Here is a 26336-nt window from a genome sequence, read left to right as displayed (position 1 = left end):
ATAGGCAACCACCTCGAATACGCCCCCCAGGCTGTCGCCCTCACGGCGGGCGCGGTCAACCTCCTCACGCATGCGCCGCGACGTCTCGGGCTCCAGGCAGCGCAGGGGATCTCCATCGGCGGCGGCTATCTCCTCCCTGCTCGGGAGGGCCCGCCTCTCCTGGACCCTGACCTCCCCCACCTGGAGGACGTGGGAATGCACGTGTACGTCAAGACAGATGAGAAGGGACTTGGCCAGCGCGCCGGCGCACACCCTGCCCACCGTCTCCCTGGCCGAGGAGCGCTCTAAGATGTCGCGTATGTCCCTGGTATCGTACTTCAACGCTCCCGCCAGATCGGCATGGCCCGGGCGGGGCCTGGTGAGCGGTTCGACCTCGACATCGCCGAAGGGGGACATCACCTTGAGCCATTTCCGGCTTTCCGCGTTCCGGACCAGCATCGCCACCGGGCTTCCCAGTGTCCGCCCTCCCCTGACCCCGCTCAGGACCTCCACCTCGTCCCTTTCCAGGGACATGCGGGGACCACGTCCGTACCCCAACCTCCTTCTCGCCAGCTCGGATTCGATGAATTCCCTGCTCACGGGTACCCCCATGGGCAGGCCCTCCACCACGCAGACGATTCCCGCCCCGTGAGATTCCCCCGCATCAAGAAATCTCAACATGTGCCGTTCCTCCGGATGACAGTGGCCTTCCTTCTTTGGTCGCCTTCCTTCTCCCCGTAATCCTCACCCCGGGCATCGGGCGCGCCCCCACAGCCATTGGATCCGCGATGTCGAGGCAAAGACTCAGGGGGTCTATGTCTCTACCAGGGAGTGATCTATGGCCGGCCTGGCTTCCTTGCCCAGGACGCATAATGAACCTGTAATCGCTCACCTCCGGCGATTATGAAACGGGATGAGCCACCTTCCCTCTCTCAAAGCGTAAAAGCAGTATTGATGACCACCTATGCGATTGCGAGCCTGAAGTGAGCCACAACACTCCTTGCAGTGCATAAAGGGGGCGGCACGCTCGCCGCCCCCTCTCCCCTCGTCCCGAACCTCATATCTTGCGCAGCTGGTTCACCTTGAGCTCGTAGGACTCGTCTCCGCAGGTCAGGATGACCGTCTGCTCGTCCTTTATCTCCTGCACCTTGAAGACCTCCGCGAAAGCGCTCCCGGCCTTCAGTTTCTCGTAACGGGTATCGTTCACCTTTATGTCCGCATACCGGATACCCCTTATCTCGTAGATGTCGGTCACCATCACCACGCGCTGGGAGAGGCCGGTGGTCACCGGTGTCGCGGAGGGTGCCGAGGTCACCGGAGCCCCGGTCGTGGTCCCGGTTGTGGTCCCGGCTTGATAATTGGGGAAGCCAAGCATCTGCCACTCCTTGCTCGCCAGGTCGCCGCTGTTCTGGCGGAGATTCCCCACCTCCCCCATCAGGGGATAGAAAGGATCGTTGAGCACCCATACCTCAACGTAAGGTATCTCCCCGGGTTGCTGCTCCATCTCCTCCATATGGATCTGGAACTTCTGCTCCACCATCCTGGAGGCCAGGGCCTGGGAATCCAGCCTCAGGCTCCCCTTTCCGGAGAGCAGGGACTGAGAGAGGGTCCCGGCACCGGCTTTCTCCCCGCCGGGCTCGGCGGCCATCACCAGCACGGCGGTGACCATCAGGGCCAGCGCCATCCCCACGAGCAACCTGGCCCTCGCCGGCTCAAGCCTCATTCCCTTATCGCCCTTGTCCTCGAGTCTTCGGTTCATGGTCTCTGTCACCCGCTTGTCCTCCCGCTCCGCACTGTCACCCGCTTGTCCTCCCGCTCCGCACGGAGCCGTCAAGGCGTGCCTCCGGCAGGTGCCCCACCGGGAGCGGTGATTAGCCCCTCTATACCCTGCGTGGTGGTGAAGAAGACCCTGAAGGTGATGCGGGCTTGGATATATGGCAGCCCGGCATCCGCTTCCTGGATCTCCAGCTTCACCACTTTCACCGAACGCGGCAGGCGTTCCACGTGATTGAAGAACTCCACGAGGTTGAAATATCTCCCGTTCAATGTGGCATCGCAGGTCATCACGTAGAAGTTCTGGGCCACCACGGGAATGGAGGGTGTGAAGGAGAAGAAGTCCATTCCCGCCTCTTCCGCCGCGTGGTCAATCTGTTCGATGACGTCCGCCAGCTCGACGTTCTCAGGAATGCGTTGCTTGAGAACGTCTATCTGGCGCAGGAACTGTTCCGGGTCCTTCTCCAGCTGCCTCAGCTGGTTGAGGCGGTTCTGCTCTGTCTGGATCCCGGTCTCTACCTCGGCTATGCGGTCCTCCACCTCCCCCACCTTGTTCTTCTGAGGAAAGACGATGAGGAAGAGGCCCAGGATGAGTACGATGATGCAGATGATGGCCACCGCCAGCAACCACAATCCCGCGCCTATTCTAATCCTCATACCCTCAGCCTCCCGTGGTCGCGGAGGTGGCCTCCGCCTGCCATATGGCTTTCTCCGGGTTCCACTGACCGGTGATGGTGAACTGGATGGCCCAGTCGCTGAAGGTCTCCTCCTGCACCTGGGTCACCCCCTGCGCGTCTGTGGTGGTCACCATCCGGGTCTCGGAGATGGTGGTCTGTGTGGATTCGGTTATCCACAGATTCGACCATTCCTCCATGTTCTGCAGCCTTACGAAGAACTCCGCCACCTTGGGGTGGCCGCGGAAATAGTAATAATAAGGATAGGCATCCAGAAATCCCTTGGCCTTGAAGTCGCTCGCCCGGGGCAACCAGGTCTGGATGCACAGCCATGCTGGGGTGGCGTAACCCCTGATCTGGATCGGGGTGCCACCGGCGGCCTGCTGCCCCACGGGTGCCCCGCCGGCCATGGCCTCCAGGGGCTGAGCGTCGATGGTCAGGCTGGTGAGCCAGATGGTGGGTGCCCTGGGGTTGGATGCCGTGGCCAGTCCCTCGGGCACGTACATGGCCAGGTCATTCAGCATCTGGGCCCAAGCCACCCTCCCGGCATTGGCCTGCTGATAGAGGGCCTGCAGGGCTTTCAGTTCCCTCTGCTGGGCCTCAAACCTCTCCATTGGCTTGGTCTGCTTTTTCAATTCCTCGAGCTCCGCCTGCTTCTGCTTCAGGGTCTCCTCCTTCCCCGACTTCTGTGCATGGAAGAGGAAATAGAGGCCGGCGATTATCACCACCGTGACCAGGCCCATGAGCACTATCCAGGGCGCCAAGCGAGGTTTGGCTACCTTCTCCTTTATCTCCGGCGGCAGGAGGTTGACCCTGGTCATCCCTCAACCACCTCCCGCAGCGCCAGGCCCACGCACACGGCCACCGTGGGCTCGATCTCCGCCAGTTCCTCCGGAGTATAAGGCAGCCTCCCTAACTGTACGTTCTGGAGGGGCTTTCCGACCTCCACCGGTATGCGGAGGCCGCGGTTCATCTCCTGGACCAGGTTCACGGTGAGGGAACCACTCCCGGAGAGGATGACTTTGCGGAAGGCCCTCTCCTGGGTCTGGGCGATATAATAATCGATGGAACGTCGTATCTCGCCCACGAAACCGAAGATGTCCTGCTGCAGGACCTCCTGGGCCTCGGGGTTGGTAACCTTCCCCCGGCGCACCGCCTCCGCTTCCTCCCACTGCATGTCCAGGCGGTTGACCATGTTCCTGACGAAATCGTCCCCACCACGGAGAAGGAAACGTGCGAAGCGGGGGACGTTCTCCTTGAGGATGGTGATGTTGGTTATGCCCGCCCCCACGTTTATCAGACATACGGCCTCCGCCTCCTCGTAGGCGGCCTGCAGTTCTGCCAGGGGAATCAGGGAACGGGGCAGGGCGAAGGCCTTGAGGTCGATGGCTGAGGGCGTAAGGCCTGCTTCCCGGAGCACCTCGATGAAGGTGTTGATCATATCCTTGTGGGCCGCCACCAGGAGCACGGTGAGCATCCGCTCTTCCTCAGCGGTCATGAACTCCTCGATGATGTCATAATCCAGGATGGCGTCCTCGATGGGTATGGGTATGAACTCCTGCACCTGGAAGCGCAAAGCGCTGTCCAGTTCCTCCTTCTCCATATAGGGCAGCTCTATGGGCCGCACTATGACCTTCTGGTTGGCAATCCCGAGGATGACCGATTTTTCCTTGATGCCGGTTATGGACCAGAGTTCCTTGAGCGCTTCGGCCAGCGTGACCCCGTCCTCCACCTCGCCGTCCCGGACCACCCCTTCAGGTATGGGAACCGTTCCTAGGTTGGTAAGAACCGGCGCTTCCTTCCCAGCGGTCACCTCGGCCACCTTCACGGAATTGGAGCTGATGTCCAGGCCGACATAGACCTTGCTCTTCCTGGGGCTCATGTCAACCCCCCGATCCTATCCCTTCTCCACCCTCTGGGTGCCCCTGGAGAGGTACTCGTTGACGTCACTTTCCTTTATACGATAATTCTTGCCCACGCGTATGGCGGGTATCTGGCCGCTCTTCACCAGACGGTACACGGTCATGTTGGAAACCCTGAGGATGTTGGCCACCTCGTTGACCGTCAAGAGCTTGTTGCCGCTTTCCCCAGCCACTTATCCTCCAAACTATACACTTCCACGCGACCGGTACACAATCCTTTCCCCTCAACCGGGAAAGCCCGCAGCTGCATTGTTCAACAATAAGCGGCATTACATTAATTCGCCCACAACCGCAACAAACTTTAGCACTTTTTTATAATTTTCACATTTGACTAAAATCTTATGATTTTTTGTTTTTAATTGTCAATAGTTAAAGAATTCAACACACACAACAAGAGCATTCAGCCGCCCAAACGATTTACCCCCAAGCTCTTCCCTTTTACGGATCAGCCCTTGGAGAACTGGGATATGAGGGAGAATATGGGCATGTACAGAGACACCACGATGGTTCCCACCACCACGCCCAGAAAGACTATCAACATGGGCTCCAGTAGGGAGGTGAGTGCCTCGACGGTCGCCGCCACCTCGGAGTCGTAGAAATCCGACACCTTGTTGAGCATGGTATCCAGGGCGCCGGTCTCCTCCCCAATAGCCAGCATCTGCGTGACCATGGGGGGGAAGAGCGGGCTCTGACCCAGGGGCCTGGCGATGGATTCTCCTTCCTTAACCCCCGTACGGACGTTGTCCACGGCTTCGGCCACCAGTACGTTGCCCACCGTATTAGAGGTGATCTCCAACGCCTGCAGTATAGGTACGCCACTGGCCACCAGAGTTCCCAAGGTGCGCGAGAAACGCGAAAGTGCCATCTTATGGAAAAGCGGGCCGAAGACCGGCAGGCGCAACTTCAGAGAGTCAAGCTTTTTGCGCCCAGCGGGCGTCCTCAGCCAGCGACGCAGGAAGACGACGCCCACGATGACCAGTACCAGCAGTATCGCGCCCTTCCAACTGGCCAGGAAATGGCTTATGCCCACGATGATCCTGGTGAGGAAAGGCAATTGAGCCCCCATGTCCCGGAACATCTTCTCAAAGATTGGGACCACGAAGATGAGCATGACGAAGAGGAGGAGGATGGATATGGCGAACATGGCCGCCGGGTAGGTCATGGCCGATTTTATCCGCCGGCGGATTTCGTCCTCCCCCTCCAAGGTGGTTGCGATACGCAGCAGCACATCGTCCAGCACACCGCCGATCTCCCCGGCCTTCACCATGCTCGTGTACAGGTCCTTGAAGATGTGGGGGTGCTTGGAGAGGGCGTCGGAGAGGGATCGCCCCATCTCCACCTCGTGCTGCACGTCGGTGATGACCTCGGTGAGCACCGGGCTCTCGGTTTGCTCCGAAAGGATACTGAGACACTTGACCAGCGGGAGGCCGGCGTTGATCATGGTGGCGAACTGCCTGGTGAAGACGGTTATGTCCTTCGACTTGACCTTGGGTTTGAATAGACGGATCTCCCGCTTGGTGATGGGAATTCTTTCCTCTTCAACACCTATGACGAAGTATCCCATTTCCCTGAGGCGTTGGGATACCGCAGCCTCATTATCTGCCTCTAGCTTGCCGGTGATTATCTTGCCCTGGCGATCTCTGACCCGGTAAGAATAGGTGTGCGCCACAACCCCTCTCCTTTTCCGCGCCCCTCTTACTCCATATTAAAACATATAGAATTTATAAACAATATTGTCAATAGATTACAATCCTTAACAATTTACAACTCTTACAACAATCGTTTTTCTAATCTTATATCGTATTTATGGCAACAAACCTTAATTCCCTTTAGCCTCATCCCCTCCCTCGGTTGTCCTCTTTCCTCGGGGCAAGGCTTCGCCGCAATCATCATTGATTAATTTGACGAGTAGGCTCTGGCCAACTGAATCCCTTTGCGTGACCAATCTCAGCCGGTTGTAAAGGACTGCTTCGAGATATACGCGGAGAGCCTCGCCTGACCTTCCGGAGGCTCCGTAGATCACCGCTAGATCCTTGATAAGTGTATAGTGTGGCACTATGCGTGGTTTTAATTCCACTGCCATCTCGAACGCCTCTGCGGCTTCGTCGATCCTCCCTTCCCGCAGATGGATATCCGCCAGGCTCGTGTAGAGATCGGCGGAATCGGGGTTGGCCTCTATTCCTCGTTCGTTGAGCTCCAGTGCCTCTCGCGTCCTGCCCGCCTCGTATATCAGCCCGCAGACCACATAGTAGGCATCCACATAATGCGGGTCGAGATAAATGGCCAAGAGATAGTAGGGTACCAGTTCCGGATCGCTGCCGTACTCGTGGTAAAGCCTATCCGTCTTGATGAAGAAGGTGTAGGCGAGATATTGCCGGATGCCTCCCATGAAGCGGGCCAGGCTGGCCGCGGAGGGGAAGTTTCCCGCCCTCTCCGCGGAACCGGCGGGAGTGCGGTCCAGGCTTATCTGGAAGAAGGCGGCCAGGCACAGAAGGATGACCGCCGGGACCAAGACCTGTTTCCAAACGCCGTTCTTTGGTGCGCCTTTCATCTTCCGTTTCCCTGCAACCAGAGCACGGCGGGGCTTCCGTGTTCGCCGCCCTTCGGGGAAGCGAATCCATAGACGGATACCGGGGTCTGTGCCCTCTTACCTCGCTTCACCGCAGGACACCCCCCTCCACCTCGCGCTCCCGCCGAGTCCCCATCCCATTCCTCGAGGCACCGCCGGGTGTCTGGGAATCCCTCCTCCACGGCGGCACCGCTGGCCGGACCCGCCGGTGGGGCTCGGCCCTCCGTTTCTCGCGCCCCTTTCCGATGCCGGTGTTCCTCCTATGGCCCCGCCCGACAGCGATGCGTAGCTCACAGGTCCTTCCTTTCCAGAATGAAGGCGCCCAGGACCAGGAAGATGACCACGAAGGTCGCTGCCAGGCCCAGCAGGAGGAGGAACTCCACGGCACCCACGCGGAAGACCCTCTCTCCGTGGGCCACGGTCTCGTTTATGTTCAACCTCTCCAGATTGGGCAGAAGGTAATAGGCCAGTCCCGCCATGCCCCTCAGCACCGCAGGATGTCCGGAATCGGTCATGGTGCGGTAGAGAAAATCGCCCTTCACATGACATACGACGTAGAAGAGGCCGGTGATCAATATGCAGACCACGGGGCTCAGGTGAACGGAAGCCAGCATGGCTACCGCGGCCAGCACCGCCGCCTCGAGGAAGATGGCAAACACCGCCTTGACCAGCCCCGGGCTGAACACGCCGAACTTCACGCCCACCAGTGCCAGGATCACCAGATAGGCGACGATGAGACTTACGGCCAGGACGGCCAATATCCCCAGATATTTTCCGATAAAATAGCCCTTTCTGCTCACCGGGCGCGACAACGTGTTGTAGATTGTCCTCTTTCTCATCTCCCCCGAAAGGATGTTGGAGCCCATGACCGTCGCCAGGATGAAAGCCATGATGCTCACCAATCCCAGGGACGCTTCCCTGGCCAGGTCCAACTGGACCCCGACCTCCGCAGAGGGGAGCATTGGGACCAGGAAGATGAGGATGACGGTGAAGGCTAGGACGGCGTAAAAGACCTTGCGATGTACGGCGTCCTGCACCACCCCCCAGGCCACGGTGAGGAGGTCGGTGAACTTCTTGCTCATCTCACCCGCCTCCTTCCCGGCCCACCCGCTCCAGGAAGAACTCTTCCAGGCTCATGCGCCTTGGCCCCACCCTCTCCACCGCAAGCCCGGCATCCAGGAGCGCGCGGAGGACGGCCTCCAGCGACTGCCGGGGCACCACAACGCCGCCGCGATCCCCGGTCCAGGCCGCCGCAGGAGGAAGTCGCGGTTCCGTGCCTTCCCGGGGAGGGGAAGGGAGGGAGACCAGGAACTCGTCGCGGGAACGCAGGAGTTCCTCCAGGGCCCCGGATGCCACGTTGCGACCCTCGGAGATGATGGCCACCCGATCGCAGATCTCCTCGATTTCCGATAACTGGTGCGAGCTCAAGAGCACGGTGACCCCCGAGCGGCGGAGGCTTTCCAGGAGGTTTCGCACCTCTATCTTTCCCAGGGGATCAAGGCCCGTGGAGGGCTCATCCAGGATGAGGAGCTCCGGCTCGCTCAACAGGGCCTGGGCCAGCCCGACGCGCTGCAGCATCCCCTTGGAGAACTTCTCCACGGGAAGGTCCGCCGCCTCTTCCAGGCCCACAAGGCTGAGGAGGTGAGCGGTGCGGGCCGCTATGCTCTCCCTGGACATGCCCGAGAGCCTCCCGTAAAAGTGGAGAAGCTTCCGCGGGGTCATGTAAAGCTCGTAGTAAGGCTGTTCGGGGAGAAAGCCCACCCGCGCCCGCGCCCTGGGGTCCGAGACCTCGAGGCCAAGGAGGCGGATCCGACCTGAATCCGGCCTCACCAGCCCCATCACCGCTTTAAGGGTGGTGGTCTTCCCTGCCCCGTTGGGCCCCAGCAACCCCACCACGCTGCCCCGGGGGACCTCCAGGTCGAGGCCCCTTAGAGCCACAAGAGGAGGCCGGCCCCACTGAGATGGATAGCTCTTGTGCAGATCCTCTATGCTGAGGACCGTCTCCATTGCCGTCTACCCTATAAGCCTCTCCATCTCATCGCGGTTGTTGCAGCGGGACATGGCCACCTCGTAGGAGATTATGCCCCGCTTGTAGAGGGCGGCGATGGACTGGTCCATGGTCTGCATCTTGTACTGGCCGCCGGCCTGCATGGCGGAGTATATCTGGTGCACCTTGGCCTCCCGGATGAGGTTGCGGATGGCCGAGGTGGCCACCATGACCTCCACGGCGGGGACCCTGGACTGGCCGTCTTTTGTGGGCAGCAGCTGCTGGGTGACGATGGCCTGGATGGTGGAGGCCAGCTGCATGCGCACCTGCTGTTGCTGATAGGTAGGGAAGACGTCGATGATGCGGTCGATGGTCTGCGGCGCGTCCTGGGTGTGCAGGGTGGCGAAGACCAGGTGTCCCGTCTCCGCGGCGGTGAGGGCCGTGGAGATGGTCTCCAGGTCCCTCATCTCGCCCACCAGGATGACGTCCGGGTCCTGTCGCAGCACGTACTTGAGGGCGTTGGAGAAGGAATGCGTGTCCCCTCCCACCTCCCTCTGATTGACGATGCACTTCTTGTGCACGTGGAGGAACTCGATGGGGTCCTCCACGGTGATGATGTGCAAGTTGCGGTTCTCGTTGATGACGTTGATCATGGACGCCAGGGTGGTGGACTTCCCCTGCCCCGTGGGCCCGGTGACCAGGACGAAGCCGCGGGGCAGCATGCAGAAGTCGTAGAGCACCGGGGGCAGGTTCAGCTCCTCGATGGTCTTGATGCGGTAGGGGATGATGCGGAAGGCGGCCCCGATGCTGTTCCTCTGGAAATAGGCGTTGACCCTGAAACGGGCGCTCCCCGGCACGGAGTAGGAGAGGTCGAACTCCAGGTTGCTCTCCAGCTGCTCCCGTTGCCGGGCGGTGAGGATGCTGTAGACCATGTCCCGGGTGTCATTGGAGGTCAGCCTGGGATATTCTTCCAGGCGGACCAGGACCCCGTTGATGCGCATCACCGGCGGCGCCCCCACCGTGATGTGCAGGTCGGAGGCGCCTCTCACCAGGACTTCCTCCAGCAGCTCGTTGATGTCCAGCTTTGCCACTATCCTCTCCTCCTCTCGGACGGTTTTTGCGGCGAACGCCTACATGATGACCCTCAACACCTCTTCCAGTGAGGTTATACCCTGCCTGACCTTTATGAAACCCTCCTCACGCAGTGTGCGCATGCCCTCCGACCTGGCCATCTCGGCGATCTCCACGTGAGGGGCGTTTCGGGCCACCAGGTGCTCGATGTTCTCCGTAACCTCCAGGACCTCGAAGATGCCCACCCGCCCCCGGAAGCCGGTGTTGTTGCAGGCTGGGCATCCACGGGGGCGGAAGAGGACGTGTTCTTCCTCGTCCCCCCAGCGGAAACCGATCTTCTCCAGGTATTCCTCGTCCGGCTCGTAGGGCTCCTTGCAGCGCTCGCAGAGGCGCCGGGCCAGCCTCTGGGAACTCACGCAGTCCACCGCGGAGGCGATGAGGAAGGGCTCGATGCCCATCTCCAGGAGACGGGTCAGGGCGCTGGGGGCGTCGTTGGTGTGCAGGGTGGAGAGCACCAGGTGTCCGGTGAGGGCGGACTCGATGGCTATCTGCGCCGATTCCGGGTCGCGGATCTCGCCGATCATCACGATGTCCGGGTCGCACCGGAGGATGGACCTCAGCGCGGCGGCGAAGGTAAGCCCCGCCTTGTAATGCACCTGCACCTGGTTGATGAGAGGCAGCCGGTACTCGACCGGGTCCTCCACGGTGATGATGTTCTTCTTGATGGTGTTGAGCACGTTGAGGGTGGCGTATAGGGTGGTGGTCTTCCCGCTTCCGGTGGGACCCGTGACCAGTATGGTCCCGTAGGGCTTGTTGAAGCTCCTGGAATATCTTTCCAAGTTTTCCTCGCTGAACCCCAGCTCTTCCAGGCTCATGAGGGAGGCGCTCTTGTCCAGGATGCGCAGCACTATCTTCTCCCCGTGGATGGTGGGCAGGGAGGCCACGCGAAGGTCCACCGGTTTGCCCATCACCTCCACCGAGGTACGGCCGTCCTGGGGAAGCCTCTTCTCGGCGATGTTCATGTCCGCCATGACCTTTATCCTGGCCACCACCCCGGGATGGATCTGCTTGGGGTTGCGCCTTATCTCGTGAAGTACGCCGTCGATGCGGAAACGTATGCGCACGTCGCTCTCCATGGGCTCGATGTGCACGTCGCTGGCCCGGTCGGCCACCGCCTCGGAGATGAGCAGGTTAACGTATTTCACGATGGGGGCGTCCTCGGCGTCCGCCGTCTCCCCCGCTTCCTCCACCACCTTCTCCACGAACTCCTCCGTCCCGAGGTCCAGATCGGCCTCCGAACGGCAGTAGCGGTTGATGGCCGACACGATGTCCTCCTTGGTGGCCACCACCGGCTCCACGTCCATCCCGGTCATGATGCGCACGTCATCGAGGGCGAAGACGTTTGTGGGGTCGGCCATGGCCACCAGCAACTTGTCCCCCTCGAACCCGATGGGGATCAGGGTATAGCGGCGAGCCAGCTCGGCGTCCACCAGCGAGCAGGCGGAGATGTCCACGTCGTAGTTGGCGAGGTCCACGTAGCGCAGTCCTATCTGCCTGGCCAGGATGGAGGTCAGCGCGCCCTCGCTGACCATCTTCATGTCCACCAGGACCCGGCCCAGGGGCTCACCGGTCTCGCGCTGCCTCTCCAGGGCCTGCTGCAACTGTTCCTCGGTGATGACCCGGTTCTTGACCAGTATCTGTCCTAGTCTCTCCTTCTTGGGCTTCTCCATCTACCGCTCCGCCTCCATGCCGCCACGTCTCCTCACCGCCTCACGGTAGGCCTGGCGCATGGCCTCCAAGGGGGCGGCTATGCCCGTCCACAGGGTGAAGGATGCCGCCGCCTGATGGACGAGCATCTCTCCCCCATCCACCACCCTGGCCCCCCTCTCCGCGGCACGACGAAGAAAGGGTGAGACGCCGCCGTATTTCAGGTCTATGGCCCATTTCCCACCGCTCAGGTCCGCGTAATCGAGGGGCAGCTCCTCCCCCTCCTCCCCGGAGAGGGGGGTGCAGTTCACCACCAGGTGGCATTCCCGCAATACCCTGGCGCCCTCCTTATCCAGCTTCTCAACCCTAATTTCGGTAGAGGCATCCACGCCCTTTAACCTCTCCCTGAGTTCGTGTGCCCTGGATTCCGTGCGGTTGAGCACGTATATAATGCGGGCGCCCTCCCGCATCACGGCGAGCGCCACCGACCTCGCCGCGCCGCCCGCCCCGATGAGGGCCACCGCCCTCCCGCCCACCTCCGCCCCCACCTCCCTGAGCAGGCCGAGGAAACCCACCGGGTCGGTGTTGTGGCCCACCAGGCGCCCTTCCTCCACTACCAGGGTGTTCACCGCTCCCAGCACCTCGGCATCGCCGCGTAGCTCGTCCGAGAGCCTGGCCGCCTCCAGCTTGTGGGGTAGGGTCACGTTGGCGCCCCGGAAATCCAGGGCCGGCAATCCCCGTAAGGCGGCGGTAACCTTTCCCGGGGCGACGCGAAGGGGCACGTAAACCCAGTTCATCCCCAGGGCACGGAAAGCGGCGTTGTGCATCGCGGGGGACAGCGTGTAATGAATGCCGTGTCCGATTATCCCCACCAGCTGCGTATTACCATCTATTTCCATAGATCGCCTTTCCTTTTCCTCGCCGTCCCCGGAACATGAAAGCCGGAGCGCCGGAATGGTGAACATTACCGGCTTCGGATGTTGCTTCGCATTCCCGCTTTCCTATTTTATCGGCTCCAACGGAGGGCGAAAACGGGGCGAACCGGGAAGGGTGGAACTCCGTCGCTCACTTGTCCAGGGTCTTGAGGATGTCGTAGAGGAGACCCAGGAGCACCTTCTTCACGTCTTCCTTCTCCAGGGCGTTACAGGGGATGACCTGGACATCGCCGTCGATGTTCAGCTCCTTGCGTATCCTCTCTATGGTGGCCTGCTGGTCCCCGTCAGGCATGCGGGTGGCCCCCACGACGAAGGGAGCGTCGGAAAGGGTGGAAAAGAACTCCAGGATGCGCCTGCCCTCCGGGAAGGTCTCCGGACGGCTGGCGTCCAACATGAGGATGTACCCCAGCATGCCCTCGGAGAGGATCTGCCACATGAAGTCGAACCTCTCCTGGCCTGGAGTGCCGAAGAGATAGAGCACTATGTCCTTGGAGATGGTGATACGGCCGAAGTCCATGGCCACAGTGGTCTCCGCCTTGACCCTCCGCGTGGAATCGGAGATGGCCCTTTCAGTGGAGACGATGGCAATCTCGCTTATGCTCTTGATGAAGGTGGTCTTACCGGCGCTGAATGGTCCGGTGACCACGATCTTGAAGGAACGCAACTCCTACTCCACCCCTTACAATCTCTTGATGCCATCGATGATGCGCATGATCAGGCTCTTGGTCACCGCCTTATCCCGCCTCACCTTGGGGACCGGCTTCCCCTTTTCTATTTCCTCCACCTTACCCTCTTCTCCTTTCGGCTTTATGGGTATCTTGATCTTCTTTGTCGGCTGGGGTATGGCGGCCCCGGTGAGCTCCGCCAGCTCCCTCTCCAGAGAATAACTGTCGATGTCCAGCTCGCCGTATTCGACCTCCTCCTTCTCCAGGGAGGGTGCCGCCTCGTGAACGGCGGGCGTGCTCCCCGCTCCGGCCACTGTCTCCATCGGCCTTTTCGTTTCCGGGGTTGAAGGCGGAACGCCAATGCCCGGCATGCCCTCCGCCTGCGCCGCGGCGGGCTCCTCTCTTGCCAACCTCCCCGGCTCCACCGTGGGGGGCGCCTCTTCCGGGGCGAGCTCCGCCTCCGTGGGGAGTGCCTCGGCCACGGCCTCCACGGCCGGCTCGGGCCCCGGTGCGGTCACGGGCCTCTCCAGCTCGGTGACCGGGAGGAATTCCTCCTCCGCCCTCACCTCCTCCGCGGTAGGGGCCTCGGCCGCCGGGGGAGCCTCCACCAGCCTCTCCAGGAGGTCCAGTGGACGGGGAGCCTCCACGGAGGGGGGCGCCTCTTCCGGGGCGAGCTCCGCCTCCGTGGGGAGTGCCTCGGCCACGGCCTCCACGGCCGGCTCGGGCCCCGGTGCGGTCACGGGCCTCTCCAGCTCGGTGACCGGGAGGAATTCCTCCTCCGCCCTCACCTCCTCCGCGGTAGGGGCCTCGGCTGCCGGGGGAGCCTCCTCGCCCCCCTCCTCCAGCTCCCTGACCAGCTCCTCTATCTCCGTGCCCACTTCCTGCACGGGAGCCTCGGCGCTCAGTATCTCCTCCTCGAGGGCGGCCAGCTCCTTTTCCAGGTCCCCAAGCTCCAGTCCCGCCTCTTGCGGCTCACCCTCCAATATCTCTTTCTCCAGCTCCTCGATCTCGGAAAGGATGTCCTCTCCCACTGCCTGTACCCCGAGGTCGAGGGCCTTTAGGGAATCATCGACATCGAAGAATGTCCCGGAAGCGGCCTTCTCCAGAACCTCCTCCGGAGCGGCTTCCGCGGTCTCCGGCTTCCCCGCGGCCACCGCCTCTTCGGCGGTGAGGTCCTCGAGCATGACCCGCTCCAGGATATCCGCCGACCCGCCCTCCACCGCCTTCTCCCGGACCTCCGCCTCCAGGCCCTGCAGAGGGATGCCGCTCGCCGTCCCCGCGGCCACCGCCTCTTCGGCGGTGAGGTCCTCGAGCATGACCCGCTCCAGGATATCCGCCGACCCGCCCTCCACCGCCTTCTCCCGGACCTCCGCCTCCAGGCCCTGCAGAGGGATGCCGCTCGCCGTCCCCGCGGCCACCGCCTCTTCGGCGGTGAGGTCCTCGAGCATGACCCGCTCCAGGATATCCGCCCCCGCGGAAGGGACTTCGCCCCCTGCGGAACCGTAGCCTGTCCTCCTCTCCAGTTCCTCGAGGGGTATCTTTACCGTGGAGGCGCTCTTCTCCTCTTGAGCGCCGCCCAGGCCGGCCAGGATCTCATCCAAGCTCCTCTCCGTGATCCCGCGCAGGACGGCTTCATCCCCCGGCGCGAAAGCCGCAGCGGGAATCTTTTTCTCCTCCATACCCGCCTTCCCGGCTTCCCTCTCCACCTCCTCGGCGGGCCTCACTCCTTCTCGATATGCGCCGTCCAGTACGCCTGAGGGATAGGGGGCAGGATATCCGGCCCCTTCGAGGGTGCGGGGTTTTTCCGCCGCCTCCCTCGCCGTTTTCCGGAGATGGCTCTTCCATTCCTCGGGGATCTCCTCGGGCTCCAGTTCCGGCAGCTCTTCCTCCCCGGCCAGGCGGGCTATCTTGCCATACTTCTTCTCCAGATAAGCCCTCTTGGCCGCGCGCGCCTCGGCGCTCTCCCGGGTTATGCGTTCGAGGGGAAGGGAGGGCCTCTCCTGTGGCGGGGAGGGTTTCTCTTCCGGCCCCTCCAGTTCCACCCCCTCCGGGAGGAGGGCGCTGATCTTGCGCTTCAACTCCTCCAGTTCCGCTTCCTTTTTCTCGATCTGCAGCGCTTTCTCCGCCTCTTCGCTCTCCTCCAGGGCGGCTCTCTTCATCTGCTGGATGACCTGCTCCTCCCTCCTCTTCTCCTCCTCCAAGATGCGCAAGGAACTCTCCTGAAGGGCGCTCTCCCGGACCTCGGGCTCCGTGACCGCCTCTGCGGTGACGGCGGCCTCCTCCTCGATGAGTATCTCCCCCTCGGTATCCCCTCCGATCTCTATCTCCAGAGGTTCCGTTTCCAACGCCTCCGGAACGCCTTCCGGAATCGCCGCCGTTTCCGGTTTCACGCCCGCTTCCTCCGGCTGCTCCGTCACCACCGACTCCACTGATGCGGACACCGGAATCTCGCCCGTTTCCTCGGGAGCGGCCGCTTGCGGCTTGACGGCCCTCTCCAACGGGGGTTCCTCCGCCGCCAAGCGGTCCATGACCGCGCCCACCGCCTCCTCGACGCCGGCCAGGGGCGGAACCTCGGGGGCCTCCATCGCCTCCTCCACCGCCGGGGCGGAAATCGAGTCGACCGTACCGGCCTCGGCCGCCTCCGCCCTATCCTCTGCCACCCCGGGAAGGGCTTCCTCGATGGAGGGAATCTCTTCCAGCTCGGCAATTTCCTCCAGAAGCGGTGCTTCCAGGACCTTTTCCTCGCCTTCCGCAGCCTCCAGCTCGTGGGCCAACATCTCCAGCCGGCTCTCGGCTTCCTTTTCCTCTCGATCGGGAGTGACCTTCTCCAGGAGGCCGGAGCTGATCAGCCCGTACAGGATCTTGCAGGTGTGCAGGGTGCTCATGCCGGTCTGCTCCACTATCTGGCGCACCGTCTTCTCGCCGTCCACGTGGGTGAGGACCATCCACTCCTCCGGGGTGAGGCTTATCTGGGCGGCTTCCCTCCCCTGCATGGAGGTCATCTTGAAGACCACGTCGAGGTTGGGGATCTTCTTCTCGATGCGGTTCCACTCGTCCAGGCGCCTGGAGCCCTCCATGATGAGCTCCTCGGTGCTGATGGAGAGCCCTATGTCCTCCTCGGGGAAGACAACGCCGGGCTGGAACTCGAACTCGCCGTCCGTCCAGCGGAGCATCTCGAAGACGGCGTCCTGAATCTGCTCCTCCACGAAGACTTCCAGCTGCTCCTTGGTGATGTAACCCAACCTTATCAGGAGCTGGCCCAGGCGCTGCCCCTTGGCGGAGGTCTTCTGCAGCTCCAGGGCCTCCTCCAGCTGGGTGCGGGTGATTATCCCCGCACCCAGGAGCTTCATGCCCAGGGACTGCCTCTTCCAGTTGGTGGTGGCGAAGAAGACCTCCCCGTTTCGGAAGCATATATATCCCCTGGCCTGCCCCCTTATCAGGTTCAAGGTGCCGTTCTTCTTTCCGAAGTTCAGGAGCTGAAACAGGTCGGGAAGACTGAAATCCTTTAGGCTTCCCTTAAGAGCCATGACCCATCTCCTCTCGCCGGGACAATCCCTTTTTGCGGCGACACCTTCTCAGGGCTCTCCGCGCCAAACCCCGGCTTCCGATCTTCCCTCCATCTATATTTATTCGTATTCAGGAGCCCTTTTGATAACTCCCCAACAACCCGGCACCCTTCCCGCCCCGGCCGGGGCTTGGGGTTACTCGGTATCCCTGCGGCATCGATCCCGCTCCGGGAGGGAGGCTCCCTCTATGATTTCAATATATAACCGATGCCCTTTTTCTGCTCGCTCCCCTCGGCCTCCATCCCTCCGAGAGTGCATCGCGCCACACTATTCGTATTCGATGCGGAACTCGGACTTAATGATCTCGGCGATCTTCTTCGCCGCCCCCTTCACGTCGTAAAGCACCAGGCCCAGCTTGCTCCCCTTGCGCACAAGGGCGGTCAACACCGCGTCCTCCCCGGCGGCCATCAGGAAAACGTATCCCTCCTTGCCCTCCACGAAGACCTGGGCCAGCTCGCCCCGCCCCAGCTCCTCGGAGGTCCTCTCCCCAAGGCTGAGCAGGGCCGCGGACATGGCTCCCAGGCGGTCTTCCTCCAGGGTGTTGGGAAGCACCGAAGCCATGACCAGGCCGTCCATGCTCACCACCGCGGCCGCGTCCACTTCCGCGGACTTGGATACCAGCTCACTAAGCGCGCTTCGCAGCCTCGCTTCCCTCGATTCCGCCAAGTAACCGACCTCCCACGAGTACGATCTCCGGCTGACGATTCAGGGGTCCGGGCTTCACTGGAAAAGGGCGGAGAGCTCCTCCGCCGTTCGCTTGGCCTCCATGAAGACCACTCCCAGTTTGGCTTCCGGTCTGACCAGCAGGGACAGGAGGGCATCCGGACCGCAATGGAGCAGCAAGAGGTATCCCTGGTCCCCCTTCACGTAGACCTGCTCCAGCGCCCCGCGCTTCAGGTCGCGGGCGGCCCTCTCTCCCATGCTGAGGACGGAAGCGGAAAGGGCGCCGATCATCTCCTCATCCGCTTCGTCCGACATGTCCGAGGCCAAGGCCATGGCATCGGCGCTTATGAGCACCGCCGCCTCTATCTCCGGCAGGTTGGACCTTAACTGCCGGAGTATGGAGTTCATCTTCTCGATGCGGTCCGATACCAAGTCAACCTCCCGAAACGGTCAAATCCGCATCCGAGCCTCCATTCCCCGCACGGGTCATAGAGAGCTTTCGATGACGGGAAGGAACTTGCGGATGTCGTATCTTGCCTTCCCAAGATTGGCCCCCGCGGGCAGGATGGATACCAGTATGGCATCGCTCCCCACCGCACTCATGAGTATGGCGCCCTTCTCGAACTCGAACATGGCCTGGGCCATGGGGCCCTGGGCGAGCTCCAGCCCTATCACTTCCGCTGCGCCCAGCGAGCTGGGAGCGATGGCGCCCACGGCCTCCAGGTGAGAGGCGTCCTCGCCCGCCGTTTCGATGATGAAGCCGTCCCTTCCCACCACCAGCGCGGCCCGAACCGTTCCGGTGGCCACCAACTCTTCCAGAACCTTCCTCAGATCGGGCAAACCACACCACCTCCTGCCCCGGGAATAACCGTCCTGAGCCCTTGACGACCTTGTAACGGTTTCCTTTCCACGGACACGAGAGTCAGGACCGCATCGCGAGGCGCCCGTGTCCGTTAATACTGTTGCTCAATTATAATAAAGTTAAGTTCTTACTCCAATGGTTAAGTATCGACATTTCCTCCTATTTCTTAACGAGGGCCTCCTCAATTCCGTATTTTATCCCCGTCCTCGCCTCGGGGGTAACTTCGCTCCTTCCCGTTCCGGCGCGGTTGCCTGAAATATCCTCTCCACGCCCCGCCTCCCTCCCGCACCCGCGCGTTCCCGCCCCTGTGCCCCCTTTGGGGGCTTTTCCAGCCCCTGCCGCCCGGTCCGGAAAAAGCTCAGACCGAGAGGACCACCGGGGGCCGTCTTCCCCGGGGCCATACACGCCACGCCTTCAGTAGATGGCCTCCTCCTTGTTCCTGGCCCTCGGCTCCACGAACCCCTCCCACCGCCTCCCGTCGACGGTCAAGGCCAAGGATCGGCAGTTTTCCACGCAAGTAAGGCAGCCCAGGCAGCTCTGGGGGTTGACTACCCGCGGCACCTTTTCCCCTCTCTCAAAGACCGGGTACTGGGTCCCCTCGGTCTGGGGGCACAGCTCCACGCATTCCCAGCAGCCTATGCACCGGCCTTCGTCCACCTCTATCCTTCGTGCCTCCGCCATGCCCGCCTCCTCCCGCCGTCAGTGCACCCCACAGGGGACACAGGGGGCGTAGGCCCTCACCACCATCTGCAGGACATCCGCCGTCTTCTCCACGCCTTCCCGCACGGTGGCGGCATAGGCCTCCGCCAGCGACCTCTCCAGGCTCCGCAGATTGAATTGCAGGGGGGAGATTATGGAAAGGTCTCTCACCAGCCCGTCCTCCCCGAGCTCCAGTCCGTAGACCAGAGCGCCTTCCGGAGCCTCGAGGTATGCCCTGGCCTTCCCCGCCCCAACGCTCAAGCCGCCGCCCAGCGGGCCTTCGGCCGGCCCGCTCAGGAGAGCGAGCATCTTCTCCCAGGCATGGATCATCTCCAGCATCCGCAAGGCGTGGGCCACCATGGGATAGCGGACCGGGAAGCCCCAGGTCTCTTTCACCTCGACCAACTCATCGTCCGCCCGGGGAGTGCCGTAGCTCCCGTTCACGTTCAGGCGCGCCAGCGGACCGACCCGGAGCTCCCCGGCTCCCTCCAGAGAGGCGTATACCACGTGCCCATGCGCGGAGGGCTCCTCCCGCAACCTGCTCCCCAGGTCCACCACAGGCCGGGGCTCACCTCCCTCCTCCCCGGTAACGAAGAGCGCCGGCTCGCCCTCGCCTATCTCCACCCCGCGGGGATGGCGCATGGCCAGATAGGAACCGTCGATGCTCCCCGCCGTCCTCACCCTCTCCTCGCTTCTCCTCAGGAGCAGCTTCACCAGCCTGGCCGTCTCCAGGAGGAGGGCCTCTCCCGACCTCAGCCTCTCCGCCAGGCTCTCCCTGGATTCAGGCCTCAGGTCTCGGATCGCTCCCCCGGGCCGGAAATTGAAACCGTGTACCTGCCTTCCCCCGACCTCGCGGAGCACGGCGGTACCCAGGGACTTCAGGCTCAGTAGCCTCCTCACCACCTCCTCGTCCACCCGGTAGATGCTCACCAGGTTGCGTAACCCGGGATCCGAAGCCGGGAACAGCAGGTCGGGCAGGCTGTGCAAGGCGAGCGAGACCGCATGGCGCTCGAAGAGCTGCGCCCACAGGGCCAGCTCGCGCAGGGTACGCGCGGCGGGAGGCACCTGCACCCCAAGGGCCTCCTCTGCGGCCATGCAGGCTGCCGCCTGGTGGAAGAGGGAATCCGGCCCACATATACGGGAGACCATGGGCACCAGGTTGTCCACGTGTGCCCCCCGGGCCATCAACTCGAACCCCCGGTATCCGAAGGCGGAAAACCGGGCCCGCGGCGTCGCCCCCTCTTCGGACTCGACCCGCAGGGCCGCATTCCCGTATATCCTGGTCAGAGGCCTTATCACCAGTTCGGCCATGCCCTCACCCGCGATTCTTCAACCCGGCCGGGTCCGTCCCGCCCCCCATCATCATTGCTCCCCCAAACGATGTATGTAAGGTGAAGTGCCTCCCGAGCGGCGTCTTCGCAACAGCGGTTCCGCGAGGCAGAAGAGGTAATAGGTACGGGGAGGGTCGGCAACCTCGGCCCTGATCTCCCCCTCCTTCTTCCCCGTGGCTCTGGACAGCCTTCTCACCGTCTCTGCTTCCATGTCCACGCCCGCCCGCTCCAGAACCCTTCCGGCGGGCCCCCGGCACCCCCGGCAGGGCACGCCCATCTCCGTGGGGCAGAGCGCCCCACAACCGTCCCGGGTGAGGGGCCCGAGGCACACAAACCCGGACTCCAGAAGGCATTTCCCGGGCTCGCCCGCGCCGTCGGTAAGGCGCCGCGGACCGGGTTGAGGGAGGGGCGGTGAGGTCACCCCACATTCCGCGCATACCGTGGAGCCTTCCCTGGAGAGCCGGTCTCCGGCCACCGCCGCCCGGAGAAACCTCTCCATCAGAGCGACGGGCGGGGGACACCCGGGAAGATAGGCGTCCACCCGGATGAAGGAATCCAGCGGGAGGAGCCTCTTGACGCCCTGGGGCCCTCCCTCGAAGGCCGTGTCGCCGAAACGCGACCTGAGGAGCCGGGATTCCGGGTAAAGATCCGCCAGTCCCTGCACCCCCCCGAAACTTGCGCAGGTCCCGAGGGCCACGACGCGGTCCGCCTTCTCCCTCACCTCCCTGGCCCGGAGAAAATGCTCCGTGTTCCTGACTGTGCCCTCCACCAGTGCCAGGTCGGCGTGGTCCCACTCTCGCCGGTCCATGAGGAAGGGGGCGTAGACCACCTTGTTCTCGCCGATGAGCTCGTAGAGATACTCCTCGAGGCTGAGGAAGACCATCTGGCATCCCAGGCAGGAGCTCAGCGAAAGCAGGGCGATTTCCATCTCTCACTCCAGGGTCGTCCTGAGCACCACCAGGCAGGCGCCAGGCCCGGCGTGCTCGGTCAGGAGGTCCACCCGGCGGCCGAATATCTCCTGCAGCATCCCGGCGGCGTAACCGTGCACCGCCTGGCAGGTCACGCCGCCGAGGGGAACACCAGCGGCCAGACAGGAACGGCGCAGCGGGCATTCCTCGAAGAGGAGCCTCACCAGCATCTCCTCCGCCTCGAAGACCCAGTAGTCCTCATCTTCCTGGTTTTTCCAGAGAGAGACCTTCCAGACATCCTCTCGGCCGGGGAAGACCCACTTGAGGGCGCGCTCCAGATCCTCCGTGCGGTCATGGGCCGAGGATTCCTTCCTGCCCAGGTCTTTTCCGGCGAAATACATGAGCTGGGCCGTGGACCTCCCGGTCACCTCCCCTCCTGCCTGATCCAGGACGGCGAGGATCTCGCTCAGGGCCCTCCATCTTCCGGTCAAGGCCTCCAGTTCCTCTTCCATGCCCAACCGTCCCCGTTACCCGTCCCCTTAAACTCCGGCCACCGAGGCGGCCGGCTCCCTCGCAGGCCCCTGTTCCGTTTTCCGCCTCAACCTTCCCGCCGTTTCCTTGCCTTTCTTCAATTATTAAACATGAAAGGCTCCCGGTGCGCCACCGCACGCCTGGCGGAAATTGCCATAGGATACCCTCTCGCGGGGAGCTCTGCGGGCGGCCTACCTCCGCTGCACCTCTTCCTTGACCCTCAGGAACTCCTGGTAATCGGAGGTGAAGAAATGCCCACCGTTCCCCGTGGCCACATAGTAGAGGTAATCCGTGTCCGCCGGCTCCAGTGCCGCCCTGATGCTTGCCAGGCCCGGGCTGCAGATGGGTGCCGGCGGCAGGCCCTTGTGGAGATAGGTGTTGTAGGGTGAGGGAGTCTTGAGGTCCTCGTAGGTGAGCACCGCCTTCCACTCCGGAAGCGCGTACTGCACGCTGGCGTCGATCTGCAGCGGCATCCCCAGGCGCAGGCGGTTGTAGATCACCGACGCCACAAGCGGCCTCTCCGAATCCAGCGCCGCCTCCCTTTCGATGAGAGAGGCGATGATGATCACCTGATAGGGGCTCACGCCCAGCTCCTCGGCCCGTGACCAGTCCAGCCCCGCCGTTTCCACCTGGAACTGCCGGAGCAGGACCTCGACCAGTTCCCTGGCGGTGATGTCCGCGGAAAGGTCGTAGGTCTTGGGAAAGAGAAGGCCTTCCAGATTGTTCCTCTGCTCCTCGGGCAGGATGGGCACCTCATAATCGCCCGCCGCGGCGGCCTCCAGGAACTCCCCGGGATCCATGCCCGTCGCCCGCGCCGCCACCTCGGCCGTCTGCGCCACGGTGAGCCCTTCGGGTATGGTCAGCCTGACCTGGTTGTTGGGGCCCGCCTCGAGCAGGGAGAACACCTCTCCGTAGCGCATCCCGGGGTAGAACAGGTAATGCCCGGCCCGGAACCGGCCCTGCCTCCCCTGAGCCCAGGCCAACAACCGGAAGAGGGTGGCCGAGGTGACCACGCCTTTCTCATGCAGCTTCCTCCCGATGGAGGAAGCGCTCTCGCCCTCCTCTATGACCACGCGTACCGGCATATCCTTCCGGGTGGGACAGAAGTAATGCCGGTAGAGGAGTATGCCGGCCACCAGGAACAGGAACGCCAGCGCAGCAACGACCGCGTATTTCCGGCGGCGCCGTGCCTCTCGCAGGGCGCGCGCCCGCGACCTTACCGCCGGAAGACCGGCTTCGCCCTCCGCCGCCCGGCGCCTTGCCGAAGGTGGCCGCGCCTCCTCTCCGCCTGCCGGCAGGGGTTTATCCGAGGAGAGGATCCCGTCCTCCTCAAGGGCACCGCCCGCGGGCCTCTCCTGTTGATCATCCATTCGTCTCCGCCTCTCCCTTCCCTCTTACGGCATCCAGATAGGACTGCAGGATGACTGCCGCCGCTTGGGCGTCAACCTTCTTTCCTCTTTTCAGGCGCCCCGCCTCCCGCAGCCTTCTCTCCGCCTCCACGGTGGAAAGCCTCTCGTCCCAGACGACCACCCGCACCCCCTCCAATGAGGCGAGCGCCTGGGCGTAGTCCCGCACCATCCGCGCCTCGCTTCCTTCGTGGCCGCGGAGGGTGCGGGGGTACCCGAGGACCACCGTGCCCACCCCTTCCCGGGCCCTCTCCTCGACATAGGCGCATATCTCCTCAGGGGACATCCCGGGAAGGGTCTCGAGAGGAAAGGCATATATTCCCAGCGGGTCGGAAAGGGCCACCCCTATGCGACGCCTACCTATATCCAGCCCCAGGCTACGCATGGGTCCCTTCCAGCTTCCGCCTTATCTCCTCGCCCACCGCACGCAGGGCCTCCTCCGCCCTGTCCGCCCTGGAACCTCCCCCTACGGCCATGTCCGGGCGCCCCCCTCCTCCGCCTCCCAGCAGGGAAGCGCCCCTCCTCACCAGGTCCACGGCGTTCAAGCCCGCCTCCACCAGGTCCCTGGAGAGGTTCACCACCAGCCCCACCTTGTCCTCCTTCACCGAGGCTATGGCCACCGCCGCCGCGCCGCGGCGGGACAGGGTTCGTTCCGCCAGCTCCCTGAGGCCCTGGGCATCCAGCCCGGGGACCTCCGCCCAGAGGTATCGCCTGCCGTCGACCTCCTCCTCGCGCCAGGCGCCGCTTCCCTCCGCCAGGGAGGAGACCTCCTCCCTCTCCCTCCTCCGGAGCTCGTTCTCCAACTCCCGCAACCGCTCCCGCAGCCGTTCCACCCTCTCCGGAAGCCTCTCCACCTCAACACGAAGGGAAGAGGCCATCCCCTCCAGGATGTCCTGCCTGTGCCGGAAGAATCGGTAGGCGGCGGTTCCGGTGAGCGCCTCGATGCGCCGCATATTGGCCCCGATGCCTCCCTCGCTCACCACCACCAGGAAGCCGATCTCTCCCGTCCTGGCCACATGGGTGCCCCCGCACAGCTCCCGGCTGATCTCATCCACCTCCACCACCCGCACGTAATCACCGTATTTCTCCCCGAAGAGGGCCACGGCATCGATGCTCACCGCATAGTCGTAAGTGGTCACGTAGGCGCGAACCGGGTAGTCCTCGATGATGATGCGGTTGGCCATCTCCTCAACCCTCAACAGCTCCTCGCGGGTTAGCGGAGCGTAGTGAGTGAAGTCGAAACGCAGCCGGTGGGGTTCGACCAGGGAACCGGCCTGTTTGGCGTGCTCCCCCAGGACCTCACGCAGCGCGTAGTGGAGGATGTGGGTGGCGGTATGGTTGCGACGGATGGCCAGCCGCCTCTCCCTGTCCACCTCCGCCTCCACCGCCTGATCCACGGAGAAGGAACCACGTCTTATCCTCACCCGGTGGGAGGTCAGTCCCTGGGCCGGGTGGTAGGTGTCCACCACCTCCGCCTCCCCGGACTCGGAGCGGATGACGCCCCGGTCTCCCACCTGGCCACCCTTCTCGCCGTAGAAGGGGGTGCGGTCCAGGAAGAACTCCACCTCCTCCCCCTCCACGGCACCGGCAACGGCGCGGCCCTCCTTGACCACCGCCACCAGGCGGGCCCGGTCGGACATGGTCTCGTAACCGGTGAACAGGGTCTCCCCGTAGTTGTCCAGAACCTCGCCGTAGATCTCCTGGACCTGGTCTGCGTATCCCTCCTCCACCCTGGCCGCCCGGGCCCTCTCGCGCTGTTCCTCCATAAGGGCGGCGAAACCCTCCTCGTCAAGGGACAGCCCCTCCTCTCTGGACAGCTCCCGGGTGAGCTCCAGAGGAAAGCCCAGGGTGTCGTGCAGGTGGAAGGCCACCTCTCCGGGGATGGTGTCTCCGCCTCTCTCCCGCAGCTCCTCCACCGCCTGCCGGAAATAGGCCAGCCCGCTGCGCAGGGTCTGGGTGAACCTCTCCTCCTCGCTGCGCACGATGGAGGCGATGAAGGCGCGGTTCTTGACCAGCTCCGGATAGGCCTCCCCCATGGTCTCCACCACCACGTCCACCAGGTCAGGCAGGAAGAGGCGGCCGATTCCCAGGAGCCTGCCGTGGCGCACGGCCCGCCGTATGAGCCGGCGCAGTATGTATCCCCGATCCTCGTTGGAGGGGAGCACGCCGTCTCCCACCATGAAGGTGAAGGCCCGCGAGTGGTCGGCCACGATCTTCAGGGATACGTCGCTCTCCTCCGCCGCACCGTACCTCACGCCGGAAAGGGCGGACACCGCCTGGAGCACGGCGGCCAGGGTGTCGGTCTCGAAGTTGTTGGGCACCCCCTGGAGGACGGACGCCAGCCTCTCCAGGCCAAGCCCGGTGTCGATGTTCTTGGATGGAAGGGGGTGAAGCTCCCCTTTTTCGTCCCTCTCGAACTGCATGAAGACCAGGTTCCACAGCTCGAGGTAGCGGTCGCAGTCGCATCCCACACCGCAGTCCGGCCTCCCGCACCCGAACCCTTCGCCCTGGTCGTAGATGATCTCCGAGCACGGGCCGCAGGGCCCCGTGGTGCCCATGTCCCAGAAGTTGTCCTCCTCACCTAGGCGTACCAGGCGCTCCTCGGGGATCCCCACCACATCCCGCCATATCTCGTAGGCCTCGTCGTCGTCGCGGAAGACGGAGCAGTACATCCGTCCGGGGTCGAGTCCCATCTCCCCTACCAGGAATTCCCAGGCCCAGGGTATGGCCTCGCGCTTGTAGTAATCCCCGAAGCTGAAGTTGCCGAGCATCTCGAAAAAAGTGAGGTGGCGGGCGGTGTGCCCCACCTTCTCGATATCCGTGGTGCGGACGCACTTCTGACAGGTGGTGGCCCGGGTGAACTCCGGTCTCTCCAGACCCAGGAAATAGGGCTTGAACTGCACCATGCCCGCGTTGGTGAGCAGGAGGGTAGGATCGTCGGGGATGAGGGACGAGCTCTTCACCACCCGGTGGCCCCTCTCCCGGAAATATTCCAGGAACCTCTTCCTTATTTCCCCGCTCTTCAAGTTCTCCTCCCTCTCGTCTCGCCTGACACGTCCGCTCGATGAACAACGCCTGCCGGGCGGGC

General features: G+C 63.2%; 25 protein-coding genes. All 25 read right to left on the bottom strand.

Annotated features, from left to right (window positions below; genetic code table 11):
* Positions 1 to 660, bottom strand: a 660-nt coding sequence (gene aroC, locus H7007_RS05085) for a chorismate synthase (RefSeq protein ID WP_287153596.1), incomplete at its 3' end; no start/stop codon positions are given.
* A gap of 376 nt (positions 661 to 1036) precedes the next feature.
* Positions 1037 to 1738, bottom strand: a complete 702-nt coding sequence (locus H7007_RS05080; RefSeq protein ID WP_287153595.1) for a hypothetical protein — start codon at positions 1736 to 1738, stop codon at positions 1037 to 1039.
* Positions 1739 to 1809: 71 nt separating this feature from the next.
* The gene (locus H7007_RS05075; protein ID WP_287153593.1) at positions 1810 to 2409 is read right to left on the bottom strand and encodes a type IV pilus inner membrane component PilO; all 600 of its coding nucleotides are present in this window, start codon (positions 2407 to 2409) and stop codon (positions 1810 to 1812) included.
* A 4-nt stretch (positions 2410 to 2413) separates the two neighbouring features.
* Entirely contained in the window at positions 2414 to 3247 is an 834-nt protein-coding gene (locus H7007_RS05070) for a PilN domain-containing protein (protein WP_287153591.1), read from the bottom strand.
* Positions 3244 to 4308 (bottom strand): type IV pilus assembly protein PilM, encoded by a 1065-nt coding sequence (pilM, locus tag H7007_RS05065; RefSeq protein ID WP_287153589.1) that lies wholly within the window; start codon positions 4306 to 4308, stop codon positions 3244 to 3246. Before pilM ends, H7007_RS05070 begins: the two co-directional genes overlap by 4 nt.
* A 15-nt stretch (positions 4309 to 4323) precedes the next feature.
* Positions 4324 to 4521, bottom strand: coding sequence for a helix-turn-helix domain-containing protein (locus tag H7007_RS05060; protein ID WP_287153588.1), 198 nt, complete (start codon positions 4519 to 4521; stop codon positions 4324 to 4326).
* Between the two features lie 272 nt (positions 4522 to 4793).
* On the bottom strand, positions 4794 to 6017 hold the full coding sequence (locus H7007_RS05055) for a type II secretion system F family protein (protein ID WP_287153586.1): 1224 nt from the start codon (positions 6015 to 6017) through the stop codon (positions 4794 to 4796).
* Between the two features lie 150 nt (positions 6018 to 6167).
* Entirely contained in the window at positions 6168 to 6899 is a 732-nt protein-coding gene (locus H7007_RS05050; protein ID WP_287153584.1) for a tetratricopeptide repeat protein, read from the bottom strand.
* Positions 6900 to 7207: 308 nt separating this feature from the next.
* On the bottom strand, positions 7208 to 7999 hold the full coding sequence (locus H7007_RS05045) for an ABC transporter permease (RefSeq protein ID WP_287153582.1): 792 nt from the start codon (positions 7997 to 7999) through the stop codon (positions 7208 to 7210).
* A 1-nt stretch (position 8000) separates the two neighbouring features.
* Positions 8001 to 8924, bottom strand: coding sequence for an ABC transporter ATP-binding protein (locus H7007_RS05040; RefSeq protein ID WP_287153580.1), 924 nt, complete (start codon positions 8922 to 8924; stop codon positions 8001 to 8003).
* Positions 8925 to 8930: 6 nt separating this feature from the next.
* Positions 8931 to 9995, bottom strand: coding sequence for a type IV pilus twitching motility protein PilT (locus tag H7007_RS05035; RefSeq protein WP_287153579.1), 1065 nt, complete (start codon positions 9993 to 9995; stop codon positions 8931 to 8933).
* A gap of 39 nt (positions 9996 to 10034) precedes the next feature.
* Positions 10035 to 11705, bottom strand: a complete 1671-nt coding sequence (gene pilB / locus H7007_RS05030) for a type IV-A pilus assembly ATPase PilB (protein ID WP_287153578.1) — start codon at positions 11703 to 11705, stop codon at positions 10035 to 10037.
* Entirely contained in the window at positions 11706 to 12581 is an 876-nt protein-coding gene (aroE, locus tag H7007_RS05025; RefSeq protein WP_287153577.1) for a shikimate dehydrogenase, read from the bottom strand. It abuts the gene before it with no gap.
* A gap of 166 nt (positions 12582 to 12747) precedes the next feature.
* Complete coding sequence (locus H7007_RS05020; protein WP_287153575.1) at positions 12748 to 13281, bottom strand: GTP-binding protein; 534 nt, start codon at positions 13279 to 13281, stop codon at positions 12748 to 12750.
* A gap of 15 nt (positions 13282 to 13296) precedes the next feature.
* A complete protein-coding gene (locus tag H7007_RS05015) occupies positions 13297 to 16809 on the bottom strand; it encodes a DUF4388 domain-containing protein (protein WP_287153573.1) in 3513 nt (1170 codons plus the stop codon).
* Between the two features lie 306 nt (positions 16810 to 17115).
* Positions 17116 to 17514: a roadblock/LC7 domain-containing protein gene (locus H7007_RS05010; RefSeq protein ID WP_287153572.1), complete on the bottom strand. Its 399-nt coding sequence runs from the start codon at positions 17512 to 17514 to the stop codon at positions 17116 to 17118.
* A gap of 54 nt (positions 17515 to 17568) precedes the next feature.
* A complete protein-coding gene (locus tag H7007_RS05005; RefSeq protein WP_287153570.1) occupies positions 17569 to 17943 on the bottom strand; it encodes a roadblock/LC7 domain-containing protein in 375 nt (124 codons plus the stop codon).
* 54 nt (positions 17944 to 17997) lie between these two features.
* Positions 17998 to 18351 carry a roadblock/LC7 domain-containing protein gene (locus tag H7007_RS05000; protein ID WP_287153568.1) on the bottom strand — a complete coding sequence of 118 codons (354 nt, stop codon included), beginning with the start codon at positions 18349 to 18351 and terminating at the stop codon, positions 17998 to 18000.
* A gap of 436 nt (positions 18352 to 18787) precedes the next feature.
* Positions 18788 to 19054 (bottom strand): 4Fe-4S binding protein, encoded by a 267-nt coding sequence (locus tag H7007_RS04995; RefSeq protein WP_287153566.1) that lies wholly within the window; start codon positions 19052 to 19054, stop codon positions 18788 to 18790.
* An 18-nt stretch (positions 19055 to 19072) separates the two neighbouring features.
* The gene (locus H7007_RS04990; protein ID WP_287153564.1) at positions 19073 to 20383 is read right to left on the bottom strand and encodes a nickel-dependent hydrogenase large subunit; all 1311 of its coding nucleotides are present in this window, start codon (positions 20381 to 20383) and stop codon (positions 19073 to 19075) included.
* A gap of 51 nt (positions 20384 to 20434) precedes the next feature.
* Positions 20435 to 21331: an NADH-quinone oxidoreductase subunit B family protein gene (locus H7007_RS04985; protein ID WP_287153562.1), complete on the bottom strand. Its 897-nt coding sequence runs from the start codon at positions 21329 to 21331 to the stop codon at positions 20435 to 20437.
* Positions 21332 to 21334: 3 nt separating this feature from the next.
* On the bottom strand, positions 21335 to 21823 hold the full coding sequence (locus H7007_RS04980; RefSeq protein WP_287153560.1) for a hypothetical protein: 489 nt from the start codon (positions 21821 to 21823) through the stop codon (positions 21335 to 21337).
* A 210-nt stretch (positions 21824 to 22033) separates the two neighbouring features.
* Positions 22034 to 23212, bottom strand: coding sequence for an endolytic transglycosylase MltG (gene mltG / locus H7007_RS04975; RefSeq protein ID WP_287153558.1), 1179 nt, complete (start codon positions 23210 to 23212; stop codon positions 22034 to 22036).
* Positions 23205 to 23633: a Holliday junction resolvase RuvX gene (gene ruvX, locus H7007_RS04970; protein WP_287153556.1), complete on the bottom strand. Its 429-nt coding sequence runs from the start codon at positions 23631 to 23633 to the stop codon at positions 23205 to 23207. The genes mltG and ruvX overlap by 8 nt, the downstream gene beginning before the upstream one ends.
* Positions 23626 to 26274 carry an alanine--tRNA ligase gene (alaS, locus tag H7007_RS04965; protein WP_287153554.1) on the bottom strand — a complete coding sequence of 883 codons (2649 nt, stop codon included), beginning with the start codon at positions 26272 to 26274 and terminating at the stop codon, positions 23626 to 23628. Before alaS ends, ruvX begins: the two co-directional genes overlap by 8 nt.
* Positions 26275 to 26336: the final 62 nt, after the last annotated feature.

Source organism: Candidatus Solincola tengchongensis, from assembly GCF_015711935.1.
In the GTDB taxonomy this organism is placed as follows: domain Bacteria; phylum Actinomycetota; class Geothermincolia; order Geothermincolales; family RBG-13-55-18; genus Solincola_A; species Solincola_A tengchongensis.
The sequence above is the reverse complement of the archived record's forward strand: the minus strand, read 5'-3'. Positions and strand labels throughout refer to the sequence as shown.

Excerpts from the sequence above, each read along its gene's own strand:
- H7007_RS05080 (WP_287153595.1), bottom strand. The coding sequence starts at position 1,738 with ATGAACCGAAGACTCGAGGACAAGGGCGATAAGGGAATGAGGCTTGAG.
- H7007_RS05075 (WP_287153593.1), bottom strand. The coding sequence starts at position 2,409 with ATGAGGATTAGAATAGGCGCGGGATTGTGGTTGCTGGCGGTGGCCATC.
- H7007_RS05070 (WP_287153591.1), bottom strand. The coding sequence starts at position 3,247 with ATGACCAGGGTCAACCTCCTGCCGCCGGAGATAAAGGAGAAGGTAGCC.
- pilM (WP_287153589.1), bottom strand. The coding sequence starts at position 4,308 with ATGAGCCCCAGGAAGAGCAAGGTCTATGTCGGCCTGGACATCAGCTCC.
- H7007_RS05050 (WP_287153584.1), bottom strand. The coding sequence starts at position 6,899 with ATGAAAGGCGCACCAAAGAACGGCGTTTGGAAACAGGTCTTGGTCCCG.
- H7007_RS05045 (WP_287153582.1), bottom strand. The coding sequence starts at position 7,999 with ATGAGCAAGAAGTTCACCGACCTCCTCACCGTGGCCTGGGGGGTGGTG.
- H7007_RS05040 (WP_287153580.1), bottom strand. The coding sequence starts at position 8,924 with ATGGAGACGGTCCTCAGCATAGAGGATCTGCACAAGAGCTATCCATCT.
- pilB (WP_287153578.1), bottom strand. The coding sequence starts at position 11,705 with ATGGAGAAGCCCAAGAAGGAGAGACTAGGACAGATACTGGTCAAGAAC.
- aroE (WP_287153577.1), bottom strand. The coding sequence starts at position 12,581 with ATGGAAATAGATGGTAATACGCAGCTGGTGGGGATAATCGGACACGGC.
- H7007_RS05015 (WP_287153573.1), bottom strand. The coding sequence starts at position 16,809 with ATGGCTCTTAAGGGAAGCCTAAAGGATTTCAGTCTTCCCGACCTGTTT.
- H7007_RS04995 (WP_287153566.1), bottom strand. The coding sequence starts at position 19,054 with ATGGCGGAGGCACGAAGGATAGAGGTGGACGAAGGCCGGTGCATAGGC.
- H7007_RS04990 (WP_287153564.1), bottom strand. The coding sequence starts at position 20,383 with ATGGCCGAACTGGTGATAAGGCCTCTGACCAGGATATACGGGAATGCG.
- H7007_RS04985 (WP_287153562.1), bottom strand. The coding sequence starts at position 21,331 with ATGGAAATCGCCCTGCTTTCGCTGAGCTCCTGCCTGGGATGCCAGATG.
- H7007_RS04980 (WP_287153560.1), bottom strand. The coding sequence starts at position 21,823 with ATGGAAGAGGAACTGGAGGCCTTGACCGGAAGATGGAGGGCCCTGAGC.
- mltG (WP_287153558.1), bottom strand. The coding sequence starts at position 23,212 with ATGGATGATCAACAGGAGAGGCCCGCGGGCGGTGCCCTTGAGGAGGAC.
- ruvX (WP_287153556.1), bottom strand. The coding sequence starts at position 23,633 with ATGCGTAGCCTGGGGCTGGATATAGGTAGGCGTCGCATAGGGGTGGCC.